The following is a 14,485-nucleotide window of genomic DNA, read 5'->3' as shown; positions in this document are numbered from 1 at the left end:
ATGATGAACGGTTTTCCGATCCTCAGTCTGATGCTGCTGGTGCCGCTTGCGGCGGCACTGGCCTGTCTTTTCCTTCAGGCGCAAGCAGCACGCACCGTCGCGCTGCTTGCCACGCTGGCAAACCTCGCCCTTGGCGTGGTGCTCTGGCTCAACTTCGACATCGGTGGCGCCCAGTGGCAGTTCACCGAACGGCTCGACATCTTCTCCGGCTTCTCTTGGAAGCTGGGCATCGACGGCATCGCCCTGCTGCTGATCGAACTGTCAGTCTTCCTCATGCCGATCTGCATCGGCGCAAGTCGCTCGATCGAAAAGCGCGTGGGCGAATACATGGCCGCGTTCCTGCTGGTCGAAACCCTCATGCTCGGCGTGTTCATGGCGCAGGACATCTTCCTGTTCTACATGTTCTTCGAAGCTGGCCTGATTCCGATGTACCTGATCATCGGCATCTGGGGTGGGGCCGACCGCATCTACGCGTCGTACAAGTTCTTCCTCTACACGCTGCTCGGCTCGGTGCTGATGCTCGTGGCGATGCTGTGGATGGTCCACACCGCCGGCACGACCGACGTGCCGACGCTGATGGCCTATGATTTCGATCCTCACGTCCAGACCTGGTTGTGGCTCGCGTTCTTCGCCAGCTTCGCGGTGAAGATGCCGATGTGGCCGGTCCACACCTGGCTTCCGGCGGCCCACGTTCAGGCGCCGACTGCGGGCTCGGTAATCCTGGCCGGCGTGCTGCTGAAGATGGGTGGCTACGGCTTCATCCGCTTCTCGCTGCCGATGTTCCCCGAAGCGTCGGCCTACTTTGCGCCGCTGGTCTGGGGCCTGTCGATGGCCGCGGTCGTCATCACCTCGCTGATCGCGCTGGTGCAGAGCGACATGAAGAAGCTGATCGCTTATTCGTCGGTCGCGCACATGGCGATCGTGACGATCGGCCTGTTCGCCTTCAACGTGCAGGGCCTCGAAGGCTCGATGCTGGTCATGCTGAGCCACGGTCTGGTCTCGGGCGCGCTGTTCCTGTGCGTCGGCGTCATCTACGACCGCCTGCACACGCGTGAGATCAGCCGCTACGGCGGTCTGGCCATCAACATGCCGCGCTATGCGCTGTTCTTCCTGCTGTTCACGATGGCCTCCATCGGCCTTCCGGGCACCAGCGGATTTGTTGGTGAGTTCCTGAGCCTCGGCGGCATCTACCAGGTATCGACCTGGGCGGCGCTGATCTGCACCACCGGCATCATCCTGGGTGCGGCCTACATGCTGTATCTGTACCGCCGTGTTGTGTTCGGTGAGCAGAAGAACGCCGATGCCGCCGCCATGCCGGATCTCGACGGTCGCGAACTGGCGATGGTCATCCCGCTCGCGCTTGCCGCGCTGTGGATGGGTATCTATCCGGAGAGCTTCATCGCTCCTATGCGCGCCGACATTGCCGCGCTCGACGCGCGCCTCGCCCGTGCCAAGCCGCAAGGGGACAGCGCGCCTACACCTGGAAAAGCTAAGCCTGCGCACGAAGAAGCCGCTGCGCATGGGGGGTCACACTGATGGACTGGTCGCACTCCCTGCGCCTTATCGCGCCGGAAGAAACGCTGAGCATCGCAGGCCTCGTCCTGCTCCTGATCGCCGCCTGGGGTGGTGACAAGGCAAGCCGCCTGATCTCGATACTCGCCGTCGCGGCGCTGGTGGGCGCCACGTTCCTGGTCGCGCCTGCCCTGTGCGGCGGCGCGATGGGGCCGGAAACCTCAGCCTTCTTCGGCCAGGTTCATGCCGACGCGTTTTCCAGCTTCGGCAAGATACTGATCTACCTTTCGGCAGCCGCCACGCTCGTCGTCGCGCCTGCCTTCTTCGACCGGCTCGGCGCCATGCGCGCTGAGTTCCCGATCCTCGTCGTCTTCGCGGCGCTGGGTAGCGGCCTGATGGTGTCGGCCGGAGACCTGCTGACCCTTTACATCGGGCTCGAGATGAACTCGCTGGCCGCTTACGTTCTCGCTGCCTTCGTGCGGACGGACGGGCGCTCGGCGGAAGCGGGCCTCAAGTACTTCGTGCTGGGCGCGCTCGCTTCGGGCATCCTGCTGTTCGGCATGAGCCTGACCTATGGCTTCACCGGGACGACCTCGTTCGCGGGCATCAACGCCGCGCTCAGCGGCGGCCTTTCGCACGGGGCGCTGTTCGGCATCATCTTCATGCTCGCCGGTCTTGCCTTCAAGATCAGCGCCGTGCCGTTCCACATGTGGACGCCGGACGTTTACGAAGGCGCGCCGACCCCGGTGACGAAGTTCTTCGCCACCTCGGGCAAGGTCGCGGCCATTGGCCTCACCATGCGTGTCATGCTCGACGCTTTCGGCGGGCAGGCGGATGCATGGCGCCAGATCATCGTGTTCGTGGCGCTTGCCTCGATCGTGATCGGTGCGCTGGGCGCCATCGGCCAGAAGAACATCAAGCGCCTGATGGCCTATTCGTCGATCAACAACGTCGGCTTCATCCTCGTCGGCCTGGCCGCAGCGAACATGCAGGGCGCGTCGGCCATGCTGTTCTACCTGGTGATCTACGTTGCCATGACCGTGGCGGGTTTCGTCACCGTGCTCATGCTCAAGGACGAGAACGGCCAGCAAGTAGAGGACATCGGCAGCTTCGCAGGCCTTTCGCGCACCCGCCCGGGACTGGCGCTGGGTCTGGCGATCGTGATGTTCAGCCTTGCCGGTATCCCGCCGCTGTTCGGCTTCTGGGGTAAGTTCCTGGTTTTCAAGGCGGCAGTCGATGCCGGCATGATGCCGCTTGCCGCTATCGGCTTCGCAGCTTCGGTGATCGGCGCGTTCTACTATCTCAAGATCGTCAAGGTCGTCTATTTCGACGAGCCTGCCGATGTGGTGAAGGGTGAGAGCGACGTGTGGCACAAGGCGATCCTGATCGTCACCTGCCTGTTCATCTCGCCGCTGGGCTATCTGCTGAGCGGATGGCTTCAGGGCCTGACCGACACGGCCGCGACTGCGCTGTTCCACACGCTTTGATCGAAATCCTGGCAGAGACCGGGTCCACGAACGGGGATCTGGCGCAGCGGCTTTCGGATGGGGATCACCTGTCCGAGGGCCGCTGGCTCGTTGCGGACCGGCAGACTGCGGGACGTGGACGGCTTGGCCGGGTCTGGGACGACGGAGTGGGCAATTTCATGGGCTCGACGGTCGTGCATGTCAGCCCGCAAGACCCGCCGCCAGCGACACTGGCGCTGATGACGGGACTTGCCGTCCATGAGGCGCTGTCGCGTTTCGTGCCGCAGGGGCTGATGCTCAAGTGGCCGAACGATCTGCTGCTGGATGCCGCCAAGGTCGCCGGAATCCTGCTGGAAATGGTGAAGGGCACGGTGATCGTCGGGATCGGGGTGAACCTCGTCCATGCGCCCCTGTTATCTGACCGCAAGACTGCCGCTCTAGGTGAGCGCAGTCCCGGGCGGGATGCGTTTGCCGATGCGCTCGCCACCTGCTTCGACACCGAACTGGAACGCTGGCGTACGGTCGGTATTGCCCCGCTGCTGCGGCGCTGGCAGAGTGCGGCGCATCCGCAGGGCACGCCGCTTCGGGTGCTCCCCCCCGGCGAGAGCGCTGTGGACGGCGCGTTCGCGGGGCTGGCGCATGACGGCAACCTGCGTCTAGCGCTGCCCGACGGATCGATCCGCACGATCCACGCGGGCGACGTCCTGCTCGTATGAGGAATTGAAGAGCCATGCTGCTCGCCATCGATGCCGGCAATACCAACGTGGTCTTCGCGCTGCTGGAAGGCCGCGAGATTCGCGGGCGCTGGCGCATCGCCACCGATCCGCGCCGCACCGGGGACGAATACGCCGTCTGGCTGATGCAGCTTCTGGCCATTCGCGGGTACGAGGCGAAGCAGGTCACGCAGATCATCATTTCCACGGTGGTGCCGCGCGCGTTGCACAACCTGGAAATCCTGTCACGGCACTACTTCGACATAGAGCCGCTGGTGGCCGGGCAAGGCAGGGCCGGATACGGCATCGACATCGACGTTGAGCAGCCCAGCTCGCTGGGCGCGGACCGTGCGGTGAACGCAGTGGCGGCACATGCCAGCCATTCGGGCGACCTCATCGTCGTCGATTTTGGCACCGCAACCACGTTCGACGTCATCGATTTCAACGGCGCCTACAAGGGCGGCATCATCGCGCCGGGCATCAATCTGTCGCTGGACGCTCTGGTGGGTAACACGGCGAAGCTGCCGCGCATCGCCATCGCAGCGCCGCGCAGCAACAGCGTAGTGGGGCGCAACACGGAGGACCAGATGCTGATCGGCGTGTTCTGGGGCTACGTCGCCATGATGGAGGGCCTGATCGCCCGCATCCGCGCAGAGATCGGTCGTCCCGCCAAGATCATCGCGACCGGCGGCCTTGCCGTCCTGTTCGACGAAGCCACCGATATTTTCGACGCGGTCGATGCCGATCTGACGATCGACGGCCTCGCTATCATTGCCGAAAGGGCAGCTTCTAAGTGATTCCCGGTAAGGAACTTCTATTTTGTGCGCTCGGCGGCTCGGGCGAGATCGGCATGAACGTCAATCTCTATGGCTGTCAGGGCAAGTGGCTGATGGTCGATCTGGGGATGACGTTCTCCGGCAACGAATACCCCGGCGTCGATCTGGTCTTCGCCGATCTGGAATTCATCGAGAACGAGCGCGAGAACCTGCTGGGCATCGTGTTGACGCACGCGCACGAGGATCACATCGGCGCGGTGCCGTACTTTGCGCAGGAACTGGACGTGCCGCTCTATGCGACGCCGTTCACCGCCAAGCTGGTCGCCGCCAAGCTGGAAGAGGCGGGCATCCTCGACCAGGCGGAACTCAATGTCGTCGATGATCTGGAAAATTTCCAGCTTGGCCCGTTCGACATCCGCTACGTTCCGCTGGCGCATTCCATCGCAGAGGGCAACGCCCTGCTGATCGACACGCCATACGGTCGCATCTTCCACACGGGCGACTGGAAGCTGGATGACGAGCCGCAGGTCGGCACGCCCGCAACTCAGGCAGAACTGACCGCCATCGGTGACGAAGGCGTGCTGGCGCTGGTCTGCGATTCCACCAATGTCTTCAATCCGGAAGCGTCCGGGTCCGAAGGCGAGGTCTATCGCGGGCTGCTGGAGGAAGTGAAGAAGCACAAGGGCCGCCGGGTTCTGGTGACGACGTTCGCCTCCAATGTCGCGCGTCTGCAGACGCTGGGCGACGTGGCGAAGAAGACCGGGCGGCAGCTGTGCGTCGCGGGCCGTTCGCTGGACCGGATCATCCAGACCGGGCAGTCGTGTGGCTATCTCAAGGATTTGCCTGACCTTGTCGATCCCGATACGGCGATGGACTTGCCGCGCGGCGATGTGCTGATCGTGGCAACCGGCGGGCAGGGCGAACCCCGTGCGGCGCTGGCGCGCATCTCCGAAGGGAATCACCCGATCAAGCTCGACAAGGGCGACGTCGTGCTGTTTTCCAGCCGCCAGATCCCCGGGAACGAGATTCAGATCGGCCGCATCCAGAACCGTCTGGCCGATCAGGGCGTGATCGTCGTCACTGACCGGCAGAGCCCGATCCACGTATCGGGTCATCCCGGCCGTCCCGAGCTCGAAGCGCTCTATTCGTGGATCCGGCCGCAAATCCTGCTGCCTGTCCATGGCGAAATTCGCCATATGAAGGAGCAGGCGCGCCTCGGCATCGACAGCGGCATCCCCAAGGCCATCTTCCAGAAGAACGGCGACCTCGTGCGGCTTGCGCCCAGCCACGCCGGCAAGTTTGGCGAAGTGCATTCGGGCCGTCTGGTGCTGGATGGCGACATCATCGCCCCGGCTGACGGCGAGGCCATCGTCGTTCGGCGCCGCATCGCCTTCAACGGCGTCGTCTCGGTCGCGGCGGATCGTAAGGGCAGGGTGGAGATTTCCGCGCTTGGCCTCCCGCTGGACGAGGATTATGCCGGGTTCGTGGAAGAGGCGAAGCGCGATGTCGCCGAAGCGCTGAAGCGGGCCGGCAAGGCCGACCGCGACACCCGCTCCGAGGCTGCGCGTCTGGCGGCCCGGCGGGCGGCAACCCGCTGGTCGGGCAAGAAGCCGCAGGTGCAGGTGCTGCTGCTGGAGGATTGACGGGCATGGCGATGAACTGGACGTCGATGGTGGCGATCTACCTGCTGTTCTGGGTGATGAGCGCCTTCCTTGTCCTGCCGGTGGGCCTGCGCACGCCGGACGAGGTGGACGGCCATGTCATCGGCAAGGGCCATGCCACCAGCGCGCCGGTCAATTTCCGTCCGCTGCTGGTAGCAAGGCGCGCCACGGTGGTCGCTGCGGTCCTTTTCGTGCTCTACTACGCCAATTATGCGAACCAGTGGATCACGGTGGACGACCTCAACCTGTTCGGCACGCCGCCGGTCAAGGATCTGGGGTACTGATCGGGGCTTTCCACCTCCCGCCCAAATGCTCTAGAGGCGCGCCATGGAACCGCTGGACACCAGCGCGCCGCGCCTGTGCGTGGCAGCGCTCTACTGCTTCACCCGATTTGCCGATCCCGCTGCGCTGAAAGCCCCGCTGGAGGGACTGTGCGACGCCAACGGCATTCGTGGCACGCTGCTGCTGGCGGCTGAAGGGATCAACGGGACGATCGCGGGAACGCCGGACGGCATCGCCGCCGTGGTGGCGCATGTGCGCGGCCTGCCGGGCTGCGCGGATCTGGACGTGAAGTTTTCCGACGCGCCGGACATGCCGTTCCATCGCATGAAGGTCCGCCTCAAGCGCGAGATCGTGACGATGGGCGAACCCGACATCGATCCGCTGGCAAGCGTCGGCACCTATGTGGACCCGCAGGACTGGAACGCCCTGATTTCCGATCCGGGCACGATCGTGATCGATACCCGCAACGACTATGAAGTGGCTGTCGGCACGTTTGCCGGAGCCATCGATCCGCAGACCCGGACGTTTCGCGAATTTCCGCAGTGGTTCCGCGACCAGCGCGAGCGATTGCTGGGCGAAGGGACAAAGCCCAGGGTTGCGATGTTCTGCACTGGCGGCATCCGCTGCGAGAAATCTACCGCCTTCCTCAAGCAGGAAGGGGTGGAGGAGGTCTTCCACCTCAAGGGCGGCATCCTGAAATATCTGGAAACCGTACCGCAGGATGAGAGCCTTTGGGAGGGCGAGTGCTTCGTCTTCGACCAGCGGGTGACGATCGGCCACGGTCTGGCGCAAGGCACTTACGAATTGTGCCACGCCTGTCGCCGGCCGATCAGCGCAGAGGACCGCGCTTCCGAACTCTACGAGATCGGCGTCAGCTGCCCGGCTTGCCACGGTGAGCGGACGGACGAACAGCGCGCCGCCTATCGAGAGCGTGAGCGACAGGAGAAACTGGCCGCAAAGCGCGGCGAGGCGCATGTCGGCGCGGTGTACGAAGGGCGCCCGGACTGAGGAAGGCGGAGGCTTCGTGCGGCCTGACCGTTATCGGGGAGCAGGGCCCGCCGTGGCCGCCGCCCCTTATCCCCGCAGGCGCTCGATCCCCTGAGCCAGCGCAACGTAGAGCTTGCCCATGTCCGATGACAGCAGGGTTACGCCCAGCGCATTGCCGTCACGCGTGGAGAGAACCTGGCGCAGAATGCTCTCGAAATCGTGGATATAGCGGCTGACGTTGGCGCGGAATGCGTCGTCCCGCTCGAAGATCTGCTGAACCGCCTTGACCTCTCCGGCATCGAGCAGGCTGACCGCCCGGCGCGTGAAGATGCCGCGATCGCCGCGCAGATAGGCCGCCCAGGCGCTGTCGGCGATTTCGCCCGAAAGCACCGATGCGATGTCGATGGCGTTGGAGTTAAGCGATTCGGTGATGACGGCGGCACGGCGCGCGAAGTCGTTGTCCACCTGCTCCTCGGCATCCTGCCGCGCCTTGGCGACCCGGCCTTCGAGGTTCCCGACAAGATCCTCGACCTTGGCCACCGATTCTCGCAATTGCGCACTGGCCTCGCGGGTGACGCCAGATGCATGGGCGACCGCCTGTTCGAGCTGGCCGGAAATTTCCGCCACTTTGCCGCGCATCGCCTTCTCGATCGCTGCCGCGCTGTCGTCAGCTAGCGTATCGGCGACGCGGGCGATGCGTTCTGCGCTGTCGTCCTCGATGGCGGAGACGGTTTCATCCAGCGTCGATCCCAGCGATGCCAATGCCCCAACGAGCGCACCCCCTGCCTTGTCGGCGGCGGCCTGGGTAGCGGTGTCGATCTCGGCGACAGTGTCCTTCAGGCGGGCCAACAGCGCCGCGTGATCCTCGCCCCGTGCGGCGATCTGAGCCTGGGCCTGCGATAGCCCGGCGATAAGTGCATCCAGATCCTGCGCCGAAACGCCGATCTCCGCCACGATCTCCTCGCCACCTTGCGCTGCTTCGCGTAGTTGCGCCAGCACGATGCCGAGCCCTTCCTGCACACGGCGCAGACGGTCTTCGGACACCGCCAGTGCCTCGGGTAGGGCGGTGTGCGTCTGGCGCGCGCTGGCCTGGATCAGTTCGAGCAGGCGGACGCTGTCGTCGGTCAGCTTCTCGACCTCGTCGTCCGTCGCGGCCAGGGTGGCGCGGGCCGCCGTCAGGCGCTCGGTCAGCGAGGCGAGGCTGGCCGAAAGGCGTCCCTCCGCCTCACCGGTCTGCGAGGCGATGGTTTCCAGCCGGGCCTCGAACCGACCGAGTTCGCCGGTGACGGCGTTGGCGCGATCCGCCAGCGCTTCTGCCTGGATGCGATGGCGTTCAAGCCGTTCGGCGATCGATGCGTCCAGTTCGCTCAGCATGTGGTCGATCCGGGCGATGGCGTGCCGTTCCTGCTCAACCTGGCGCGATTGCCGCTCTTCGGCTTCCATGGTCAGGCGTTCAGCGCGCAGACCAATGGATTCGTCGATCTGGCGCGCCTCGGAAGCAATGGTCACCAAGCGGGCTGCCAGCGCGTCTATGGCGGTTTCCTGCGCTTCGGTGATGGCTTCCCCGGTTGCGATGCGTTCGTCGGAAAGTTCCGCAAGCGACGTGCGCAGCGCGTCGGTCGCTCGTTCCTCGGCCTGATGCAGCGCGCGCGAAACGACATCGCTCTCATCACGTAGTGCGACCAGTCGGGCACGCAGCGACGTGAGGCTTTCGGCTTCCTGACGGTCAAGCTGCCGACGGCTGTCGTCGATCTCGTCGGACAGGGCCTTAGCACGGGTGCGGATGGCGGCCAGCGCCTCCACTTCGTGCCGTTCGAGCTGCACGCGAAACTCGCCGCCGCGTTCATCCAGAGCAGTGAACCGGGCGGCAAGCGCCTGTTCCAGTTCCGCCCCGCGCGCGTTGAAGCCGTCCAGCGTCTCGTTCACCTGTTCGCGCAGGACCGAGACCTGCCGCGTGCTGGCGGAGCCGAATTCATTGAGCCGGTTGAAGCCGTTGATCATGTCCTCCAGCTGGGCATGCGCAGTTCGGCCGGCGTTGGCGATCGTATTGGTGACGTCCTTGGCGGAGCTGGCGATGACAGGCAGCTGTCCGCGCAGCTTCTCCATGTTGTCCAGCGCGGCGGTGCTGACGGTGCTGATCGAATCGACCCGGGCGCCATTGTCGCGCACGAGCTCCTGCAACCGGTCCGCATTCTGGGACAGACGCTCTGCGGCAAGGCGGCCCAGTGTTTCCAGGTCGCGAGACTGTGCGCCGATGAACTCGCGCGCGAGGCTGAGTTCGCGATTGACAGTCAGCAGGCGCTGTTCGAGAGTCGCGGACTCAGCGGAAAGAGCGCGCGCGACATCGCCAAAGCGCCGGCCTTCGCGGGTGCTGTGCCGCATAACCAGCAGCCAGACGACACCGATCAGCAGCACAGGAACGCTCCATTGCGTTACCAGCGCGACGGCCTGCGCCAGCGCGATGCCGGTGCGCAATGCCGGCAACTGCGCGGCGATGAACAGGGCGCTCCATCCAACAACGGCAGCGCCGGCAAGTGCAGGCGCCAACCAAGAGCGGACGGCGGGTTCACCAGCCTGCGCATCTTCGGTGTCGGCAGCTACCCAGGCGTCGTCCCAAGCTTCGGCAGCGGGCGCGGCGGCCTGATCCTGTCCGGTTTCGGGCGCTTCCGGTGTGGGCTGCTCGCCGTTACCGGTGCCGAATGCGATGATCCTGTTTTCCCCAGCCATCGGGCGAAGATACCAAGATCGTCGCGCCGATAAACCCCGCCTTAACACTTGCGCCATAAATCTGGGGAAATGGCTTATGAAGCAGGCGCCCTCGAAGCAACTCTCGCTGCGGCTGCAGGCGGCGACCCGGTACTCATGGCGGAACTGCGCGCCGCTTACATCGAAAGCGTGGGGCGGCAGGTCGATCTGCTGGAGCGGGCACGTTGTGACGGCAACTGGGTTGTCGCAGCGACCCGGCTCAAGGGGCTGGCCGCGAGTTTCCATTCCGCGCAGCTGCTGGTGCTGGCACAGGCCGCGCTCGATGCGGCGCCCGGCGAGCCCACCGTGGTCCGACGCCTGAAAGGTTATGTCGCCGAGTTTTCCGGAGACTGATCCACCCTGGATGGCGCCGGGGCTTGGCACCCGGCGCGGACCTGCCTACATCGAAGGCCGGGTGCTGGAGTTTTCGCGATTTGCGCATAGCATTGTTGGCCATGACGGAGCCTGCCGTAACAGGGCAGCCGTTCCCGCGCGCATTCCTGCGCGTTGCGGGTGCAAGCGTCGCGCAACATCAACTCGGCATGGCGATGGCTTTGGAGTGCCATCGGATCATCTGCATGGCGCGCGGTACGTCGCCGGAGCTTATCGCGCTGCAGCATGATGCCGAGGATGCCGGGCTGCAGTTCGCCATCGCCACAAGTGCGGGCCAACTTGCCGGGCTGGTGACGGCTGCGGACGAGCTGGTCGTGATCTCCGAAGGATTGTTCGCCGATCCCGAGCAGGCAAGCGCCTTGCTTGAAGGGCGATCTCCGGTGGTGGTGGTCCAGCCTGTCGAGGGTGCTCTGGCAGCAGGTTTCGAGCGGATCGATATCAACCGTGCAACCGCCGGACTGATGCGCGTGCCCGGTGCGCTGGTAGAGCGGTTGCATGAATTGCCGGTCGATGTTGACGCCGTTTCCGCGCTGACGCGCATCGCACTGCAGTCCGGGATCGCCATGCGCGAAGTCCCGGCGGCGGCGCGCACCGGTTCAGGCTGGCGGATGGTCCGCAGCGAGGCAGAAGCCTACGCACTGGAAGACGAATGGATGCGCGCCCGGTTCGCGCAGGAAGGGCCCCGGACACCGGGGCGTACCGTAGCGCGATTCGCAGTGTTAAGCTTCGGTTCCTCGTTGCTGCACGCCGGCAACGCCAGCAATGTGGTGTCCGCGGCCGTTTTGGGCGCAGTGGCTATTGCTGCAGGCGCGGGCTGGTTCGGCTTCATGTGGTGCGCCTTCGCATTCCTAGCGATCGCGTGGCTGCTGGTGGAGGCCAGCCGCCTCCTCCGTGCGACGGAACGCCATGCGCTGGGGCAGGCATGTCCGGCCATCCCGCGCGCGGATGCTCTGGTGTGGCTGGTCGATGTCGGATTCGCCGCGCTGATCCTTCTCGATACGCCGCGGTTCATGGGCGAGCCGGTGATCGCATGGCTGTGTACGCCGGTGATCCTGCTGCTCCTGCTGCTGTTGCTGCCGCGGGTCGCCACCGGGCGCTTTGCCGGGCTGTTCGGAGATCGCGCCTTGCTGGGCCTGATTCTGGGTTTCGCATCGGGCTTGGGGCAGGTGCTGGTGGTCGTTCGGCTGTTGTCGGTTGCACTGGTCATCGCGGCACTCGTGCTGCCGCGCCGACGCGACGGCTAACCGCGAATTAACCAGATGCGCGTTAGACGAACTCCATGATCGATCAGGCGGCTCCTCCGTTGGACATCCACGCGGCGGACAGACAGCATGCAGAGGCCATCCTGCGTCGCGACCTTGCGCGTGGCGATGCTGCCGCTGCATCCGCCTTGCCGGTGCTGCGGCATCTTATAGCGGCAGAGGAAAACGCCCTGCTCAGCGAAGAAGTAATGACGCGGGTACGGGCCATGCTGGCCGACATCGCCGCGCAACTGCTTGACGGCCTGATCGGCGACGCCGACCGCCGCTCTCACGCGCCTGAGGAAATCGCGGTGCTCACCGGGGCCTTCCTGCATGACGCGGATCTGCTGGGCCATGTTCATACGCTGGCGCTGGAATGGCACCTGACCGGACGACTGCGAGCGCAGTTCGCGCTGGACCCGGTCGTTTCGCCGCTCGTGCGCAAGTTCCTGCTGGCAGACGAGGCTGCTGCACGCGCCTTCGTGAGCACGCAGGCTCGTTGGACCCAGGCTCAGCAAGGTATGTCGCTGCCATTGTCGGAACTGCCGGAATTCGTGCTGGACGCGGTTCTCGGCATTCTGCGCAGGCTGGTGGGTGCTGAACCGTCGCTTGCAGAGCGGGCACGACAGGTGGAGGCCGATGTGCGAGAACGCCATGCGGCAGGTTCGAGCCGTCTGGATGCCGCCGCCCGCTTTGCCGCACGTCTGCAGGATGAAGCGCTGCTCCATGTCGAAGAGGCGGGGGCGGCGCTGTTCCTGACAGCCTTGGCTCAGCGTTCCGGGATAGCACGCGAAGCGGCGTTGCTGGCCACGCAGCCGGGGCAGCAGGCGCGCCTGACGCTGGCGCTGGCGGCAGCGGGTGCTTCCACCGCGACGGTGAAGCGCCAACTGGCCATGTTCCATGGCGCTGATGACCCTGTCGAACGGATCGTGCCCGATCGTGCGCTTGCGGCCGCCATCCTGTCGGGAGATGCGGCATGAGCGGGGCCATTCTGGCACACGCCCGCAGCGATCAGCATGATCGTCTGCTTGACGTCCAGGAACCGCTGGCCGGACTGCACTTGCGATGTGGCGGGGAATTGCCGGGCACGATTGCGGTGCCCGAACTTCTGTCGCTCACCCGGCAGGTCCGCCTGACCGGACTGCCGGTGGCTGGCATGGTCGGTGCGCAGGACGGCAGCGACGCCATAGCGATGTGGGTGGAGGCCGAGCCGGATGGCCCCGGCTGCGCGATCCGCATCCGCAGTTGGCGGGCGACGCCGCTGATTGCGGAAGAAGGGGCCATAGCCGAGCAGCGCCGCGCGGAGACCGATCGCCATCTTGCCGAACTGACTGCATGGCTCGACTCCGGCCAACGGGTAATGGCGGTGACCACCGACGTTCCCGAACTCGCAGGCGTTGCAGCTGCCATGCAGGGCGGGGCGGGGCGCAGCTGGACCGATTTTCTGGCTCCCGAAAACGTAACGCACGCGCAGCCGCTGCATTGGCGCCTGCTGGATGGCGCGCCCGTGACGGTGCCGGGTTCCAGCCGTGACTGGCGGGTCACGCTGATCCCGCAGATGCGCCCCGGATTTGAGCCTGAAGGCTTCGAACTGCTGTTGCTTTCGGACCAGGCACCCGCAGTCGGAGAACCAGCGCCCTTGCCTGCGCCGGTCGCTGCACGTCGAGGGCTGGTTGGGCGGGACCTGGCACCGGTTCTGCAGCAGCCGATCGCGCGTATCGTCGCCAATGCGGAGACGATACGCACCCGCCTGGCTGGGCCGTTGCCCGACGCTTACGCCGACTATGCGGGCGAGATCGCCAGTGCGGGCAAGCTGCTGCTGAGCCTGCTCGAAGACATGGCCGACCTCGAAGTCGTCGAGGATGAAGGCTTCGCAACCACGGCCGACTCCATCGACCTTGCCGAAGTGGCACGACAGGCAGTGGGCATCCTTGGGGTGCGTGCGCGTGAAAAAGACATCACGCTGGACGCGCCGCCCTGTGGGCCGGAAGCACCTGCGCTGGCGGAATTTCGCCGCGTGCTGCAGATTCTCCTCAACCTCATTGGCAATGCCATCCGCTATTCGCCTGAAAAATCCCGCATTTCCGTGAACGTCAGCAGCGAGGGCGCGCATGTCTGCGCCATAGTATCGGACGAAGGTCCGGGCCTGTCGCCGGAGCAGCAGGCACGGGTGTTCGAAAAGTTCGAGCGTCTGGGCCGGAGTGGCGACGGCGGATCCGGTCTGGGCCTCTACATTTCCCGCCGCCTGGCCCGGGCTATGGGCGGAGATCTGGGTGTCGAAAGTATGCCGGGGCAGGGCGCACGCTTCATCCTGACCGTACCCGCCGACCCGGAAGGCTGACCTTCCGACTGGCTGAAACTCAGAACCCGGCAGTGCTCAGCAGCGGCGGCCCAGCCAGACGACGATGCCGCCGACCATCGCCAGCACAGCGCCTCTTACTGCCCATGCGCGATCGTTGACCATCAAGCTGTCAGCCGGCCATCTCAGCACGCCCGTGCCTTGAAGAACCACGAAGAGCCCGGCGGCAATGGCCAGTATGCCGATGGCTACGGCCAGGATTCGGATGAATATCATTGTTTTCCAGCGCCCCATTCAAGCTTCGGATATTGCGTGACGGATGCGGCGGGAATGTGGCGGGCGCGCGATTGAGCGGGGCAACGAAAAAGGCCCCCGCTTTCGCAAGGGCCTCTTCGTTCCGGTATGACCCG

13 protein-coding genes are annotated in these 14,485 nt (G+C 65.2%); 11 read left to right on the top strand and 2 right to left on the bottom strand.

Annotated elements, in window-relative coordinates; all coding sequences use genetic code 11:
• Window positions 1–3: 3 nt before the first annotated feature.
• The 7 genes from GGR40_RS03680 to trhO are packed head-to-tail and all read left to right on the top strand — an operon-like array spanning window position 4 to window position 7,418.
• Window positions 4–1,536 (top strand): NADH-quinone oxidoreductase subunit M, encoded by a 1,533-nt coding sequence (locus tag GGR40_RS03680; RefSeq protein WP_429275211.1) that lies wholly within the window; start codon window positions 4–6, stop codon window positions 1,534–1,536.
• A complete protein-coding gene (nuoN, locus tag GGR40_RS03675) occupies window positions 1,536–2,999 on the top strand; it encodes an NADH-quinone oxidoreductase subunit NuoN (RefSeq protein WP_429274832.1) in 1,464 nt (487 codons plus the stop codon). The genes GGR40_RS03680 and nuoN overlap by 1 nt, the downstream gene beginning before the upstream one ends.
• Window positions 2,996–3,694 (top strand): biotin--[acetyl-CoA-carboxylase] ligase, encoded by a 699-nt coding sequence (locus GGR40_RS03670; RefSeq protein ID WP_429274831.1) that lies wholly within the window; start codon window positions 2,996–2,998, stop codon window positions 3,692–3,694. The genes nuoN and GGR40_RS03670 overlap by 4 nt, the downstream gene beginning before the upstream one ends.
• A 14-nt stretch (window positions 3,695–3,708) precedes the next feature.
• Window positions 3,709–4,488, top strand: coding sequence for a type III pantothenate kinase (locus tag GGR40_RS03665; RefSeq protein WP_429274830.1), 780 nt, complete (start codon window positions 3,709–3,711; stop codon window positions 4,486–4,488).
• The gene (locus GGR40_RS03660) at window positions 4,485–6,110 is read left to right on the top strand and encodes a ribonuclease J (protein WP_429274829.1); all 1,626 of its coding nucleotides are present in this window, start codon (window positions 4,485–4,487) and stop codon (window positions 6,108–6,110) included. Before GGR40_RS03665 ends, GGR40_RS03660 begins: the two co-directional genes overlap by 4 nt.
• Window positions 6,111–6,121: 11 nt before the next feature.
• A complete protein-coding gene (locus GGR40_RS03655; protein WP_429275210.1) occupies window positions 6,122–6,412 on the top strand; it encodes a DUF1467 family protein in 291 nt (96 codons plus the stop codon).
• Between the two features lie 43 nt (window positions 6,413–6,455).
• Window positions 6,456–7,418, top strand: coding sequence for an oxygen-dependent tRNA uridine(34) hydroxylase TrhO (trhO, locus tag GGR40_RS03650; RefSeq protein ID WP_429274828.1), 963 nt, complete (start codon window positions 6,456–6,458; stop codon window positions 7,416–7,418).
• A 66-nt stretch (window positions 7,419–7,484) separates the two neighbouring features.
• On the opposite strand, the gene GGR40_RS03645 is transcribed toward trhO, so the two are convergent.
• Window positions 7,485–10,124 (bottom strand): coiled-coil domain-containing protein, encoded by a 2,640-nt coding sequence (locus GGR40_RS03645; RefSeq protein WP_429274827.1) that lies wholly within the window; start codon window positions 10,122–10,124, stop codon window positions 7,485–7,487.
• A gap of 69 nt (window positions 10,125–10,193) precedes the next feature.
• Between GGR40_RS03645 and GGR40_RS03640 the strand changes: the two genes are divergently transcribed.
• The 4 genes from GGR40_RS03640 to GGR40_RS03625 all read left to right on the top strand — a co-directional run bounded on the left by GGR40_RS03640 (window position 10,194) and on the right by GGR40_RS03625 (window position 14,117).
• Window positions 10,194–10,496: a type 1 glutamine amidotransferase family protein gene (locus GGR40_RS03640; protein WP_429274826.1), complete on the top strand. Its 303-nt coding sequence runs from the start codon at window positions 10,194–10,196 to the stop codon at window positions 10,494–10,496.
• Window positions 10,497–10,720: 224 nt separating this feature from the next.
• Entirely contained in the window at window positions 10,721–11,779 is a 1,059-nt protein-coding gene (locus GGR40_RS03635; protein ID WP_429274825.1) for a hypothetical protein, read from the top strand.
• A 35-nt stretch (window positions 11,780–11,814) separates the two neighbouring features.
• On the top strand, window positions 11,815–12,756 hold the full coding sequence (locus GGR40_RS03630) for a hypothetical protein (RefSeq protein WP_429274824.1): 942 nt from the start codon (window positions 11,815–11,817) through the stop codon (window positions 12,754–12,756).
• Window positions 12,753–14,117: a sensor histidine kinase gene (locus GGR40_RS03625; RefSeq protein WP_429274823.1), complete on the top strand. Its 1,365-nt coding sequence runs from the start codon at window positions 12,753–12,755 to the stop codon at window positions 14,115–14,117. The genes GGR40_RS03630 and GGR40_RS03625 overlap by 4 nt, the downstream gene beginning before the upstream one ends.
• Window positions 14,118–14,153: 36 nt before the next feature.
• On the opposite strand, the gene GGR40_RS03620 is transcribed toward GGR40_RS03625, so the two are convergent.
• Window positions 14,154–14,369, bottom strand: a complete 216-nt coding sequence (locus GGR40_RS03620; protein ID WP_429274822.1) for a hypothetical protein — start codon at window positions 14,367–14,369, stop codon at window positions 14,154–14,156.
• Between the last annotated feature and the right edge of the window lie 116 nt (window positions 14,370–14,485).

Origin of the sequence: Novosphingobium gossypii (genome assembly GCF_050433305.1) — a bacterium.
GTDB lineage: Bacteria > Pseudomonadota > Alphaproteobacteria > Sphingomonadales > Sphingomonadaceae > Novosphingobium > Novosphingobium gossypii.
This window is presented reverse-complemented; position numbering and strand designations above follow the sequence as displayed.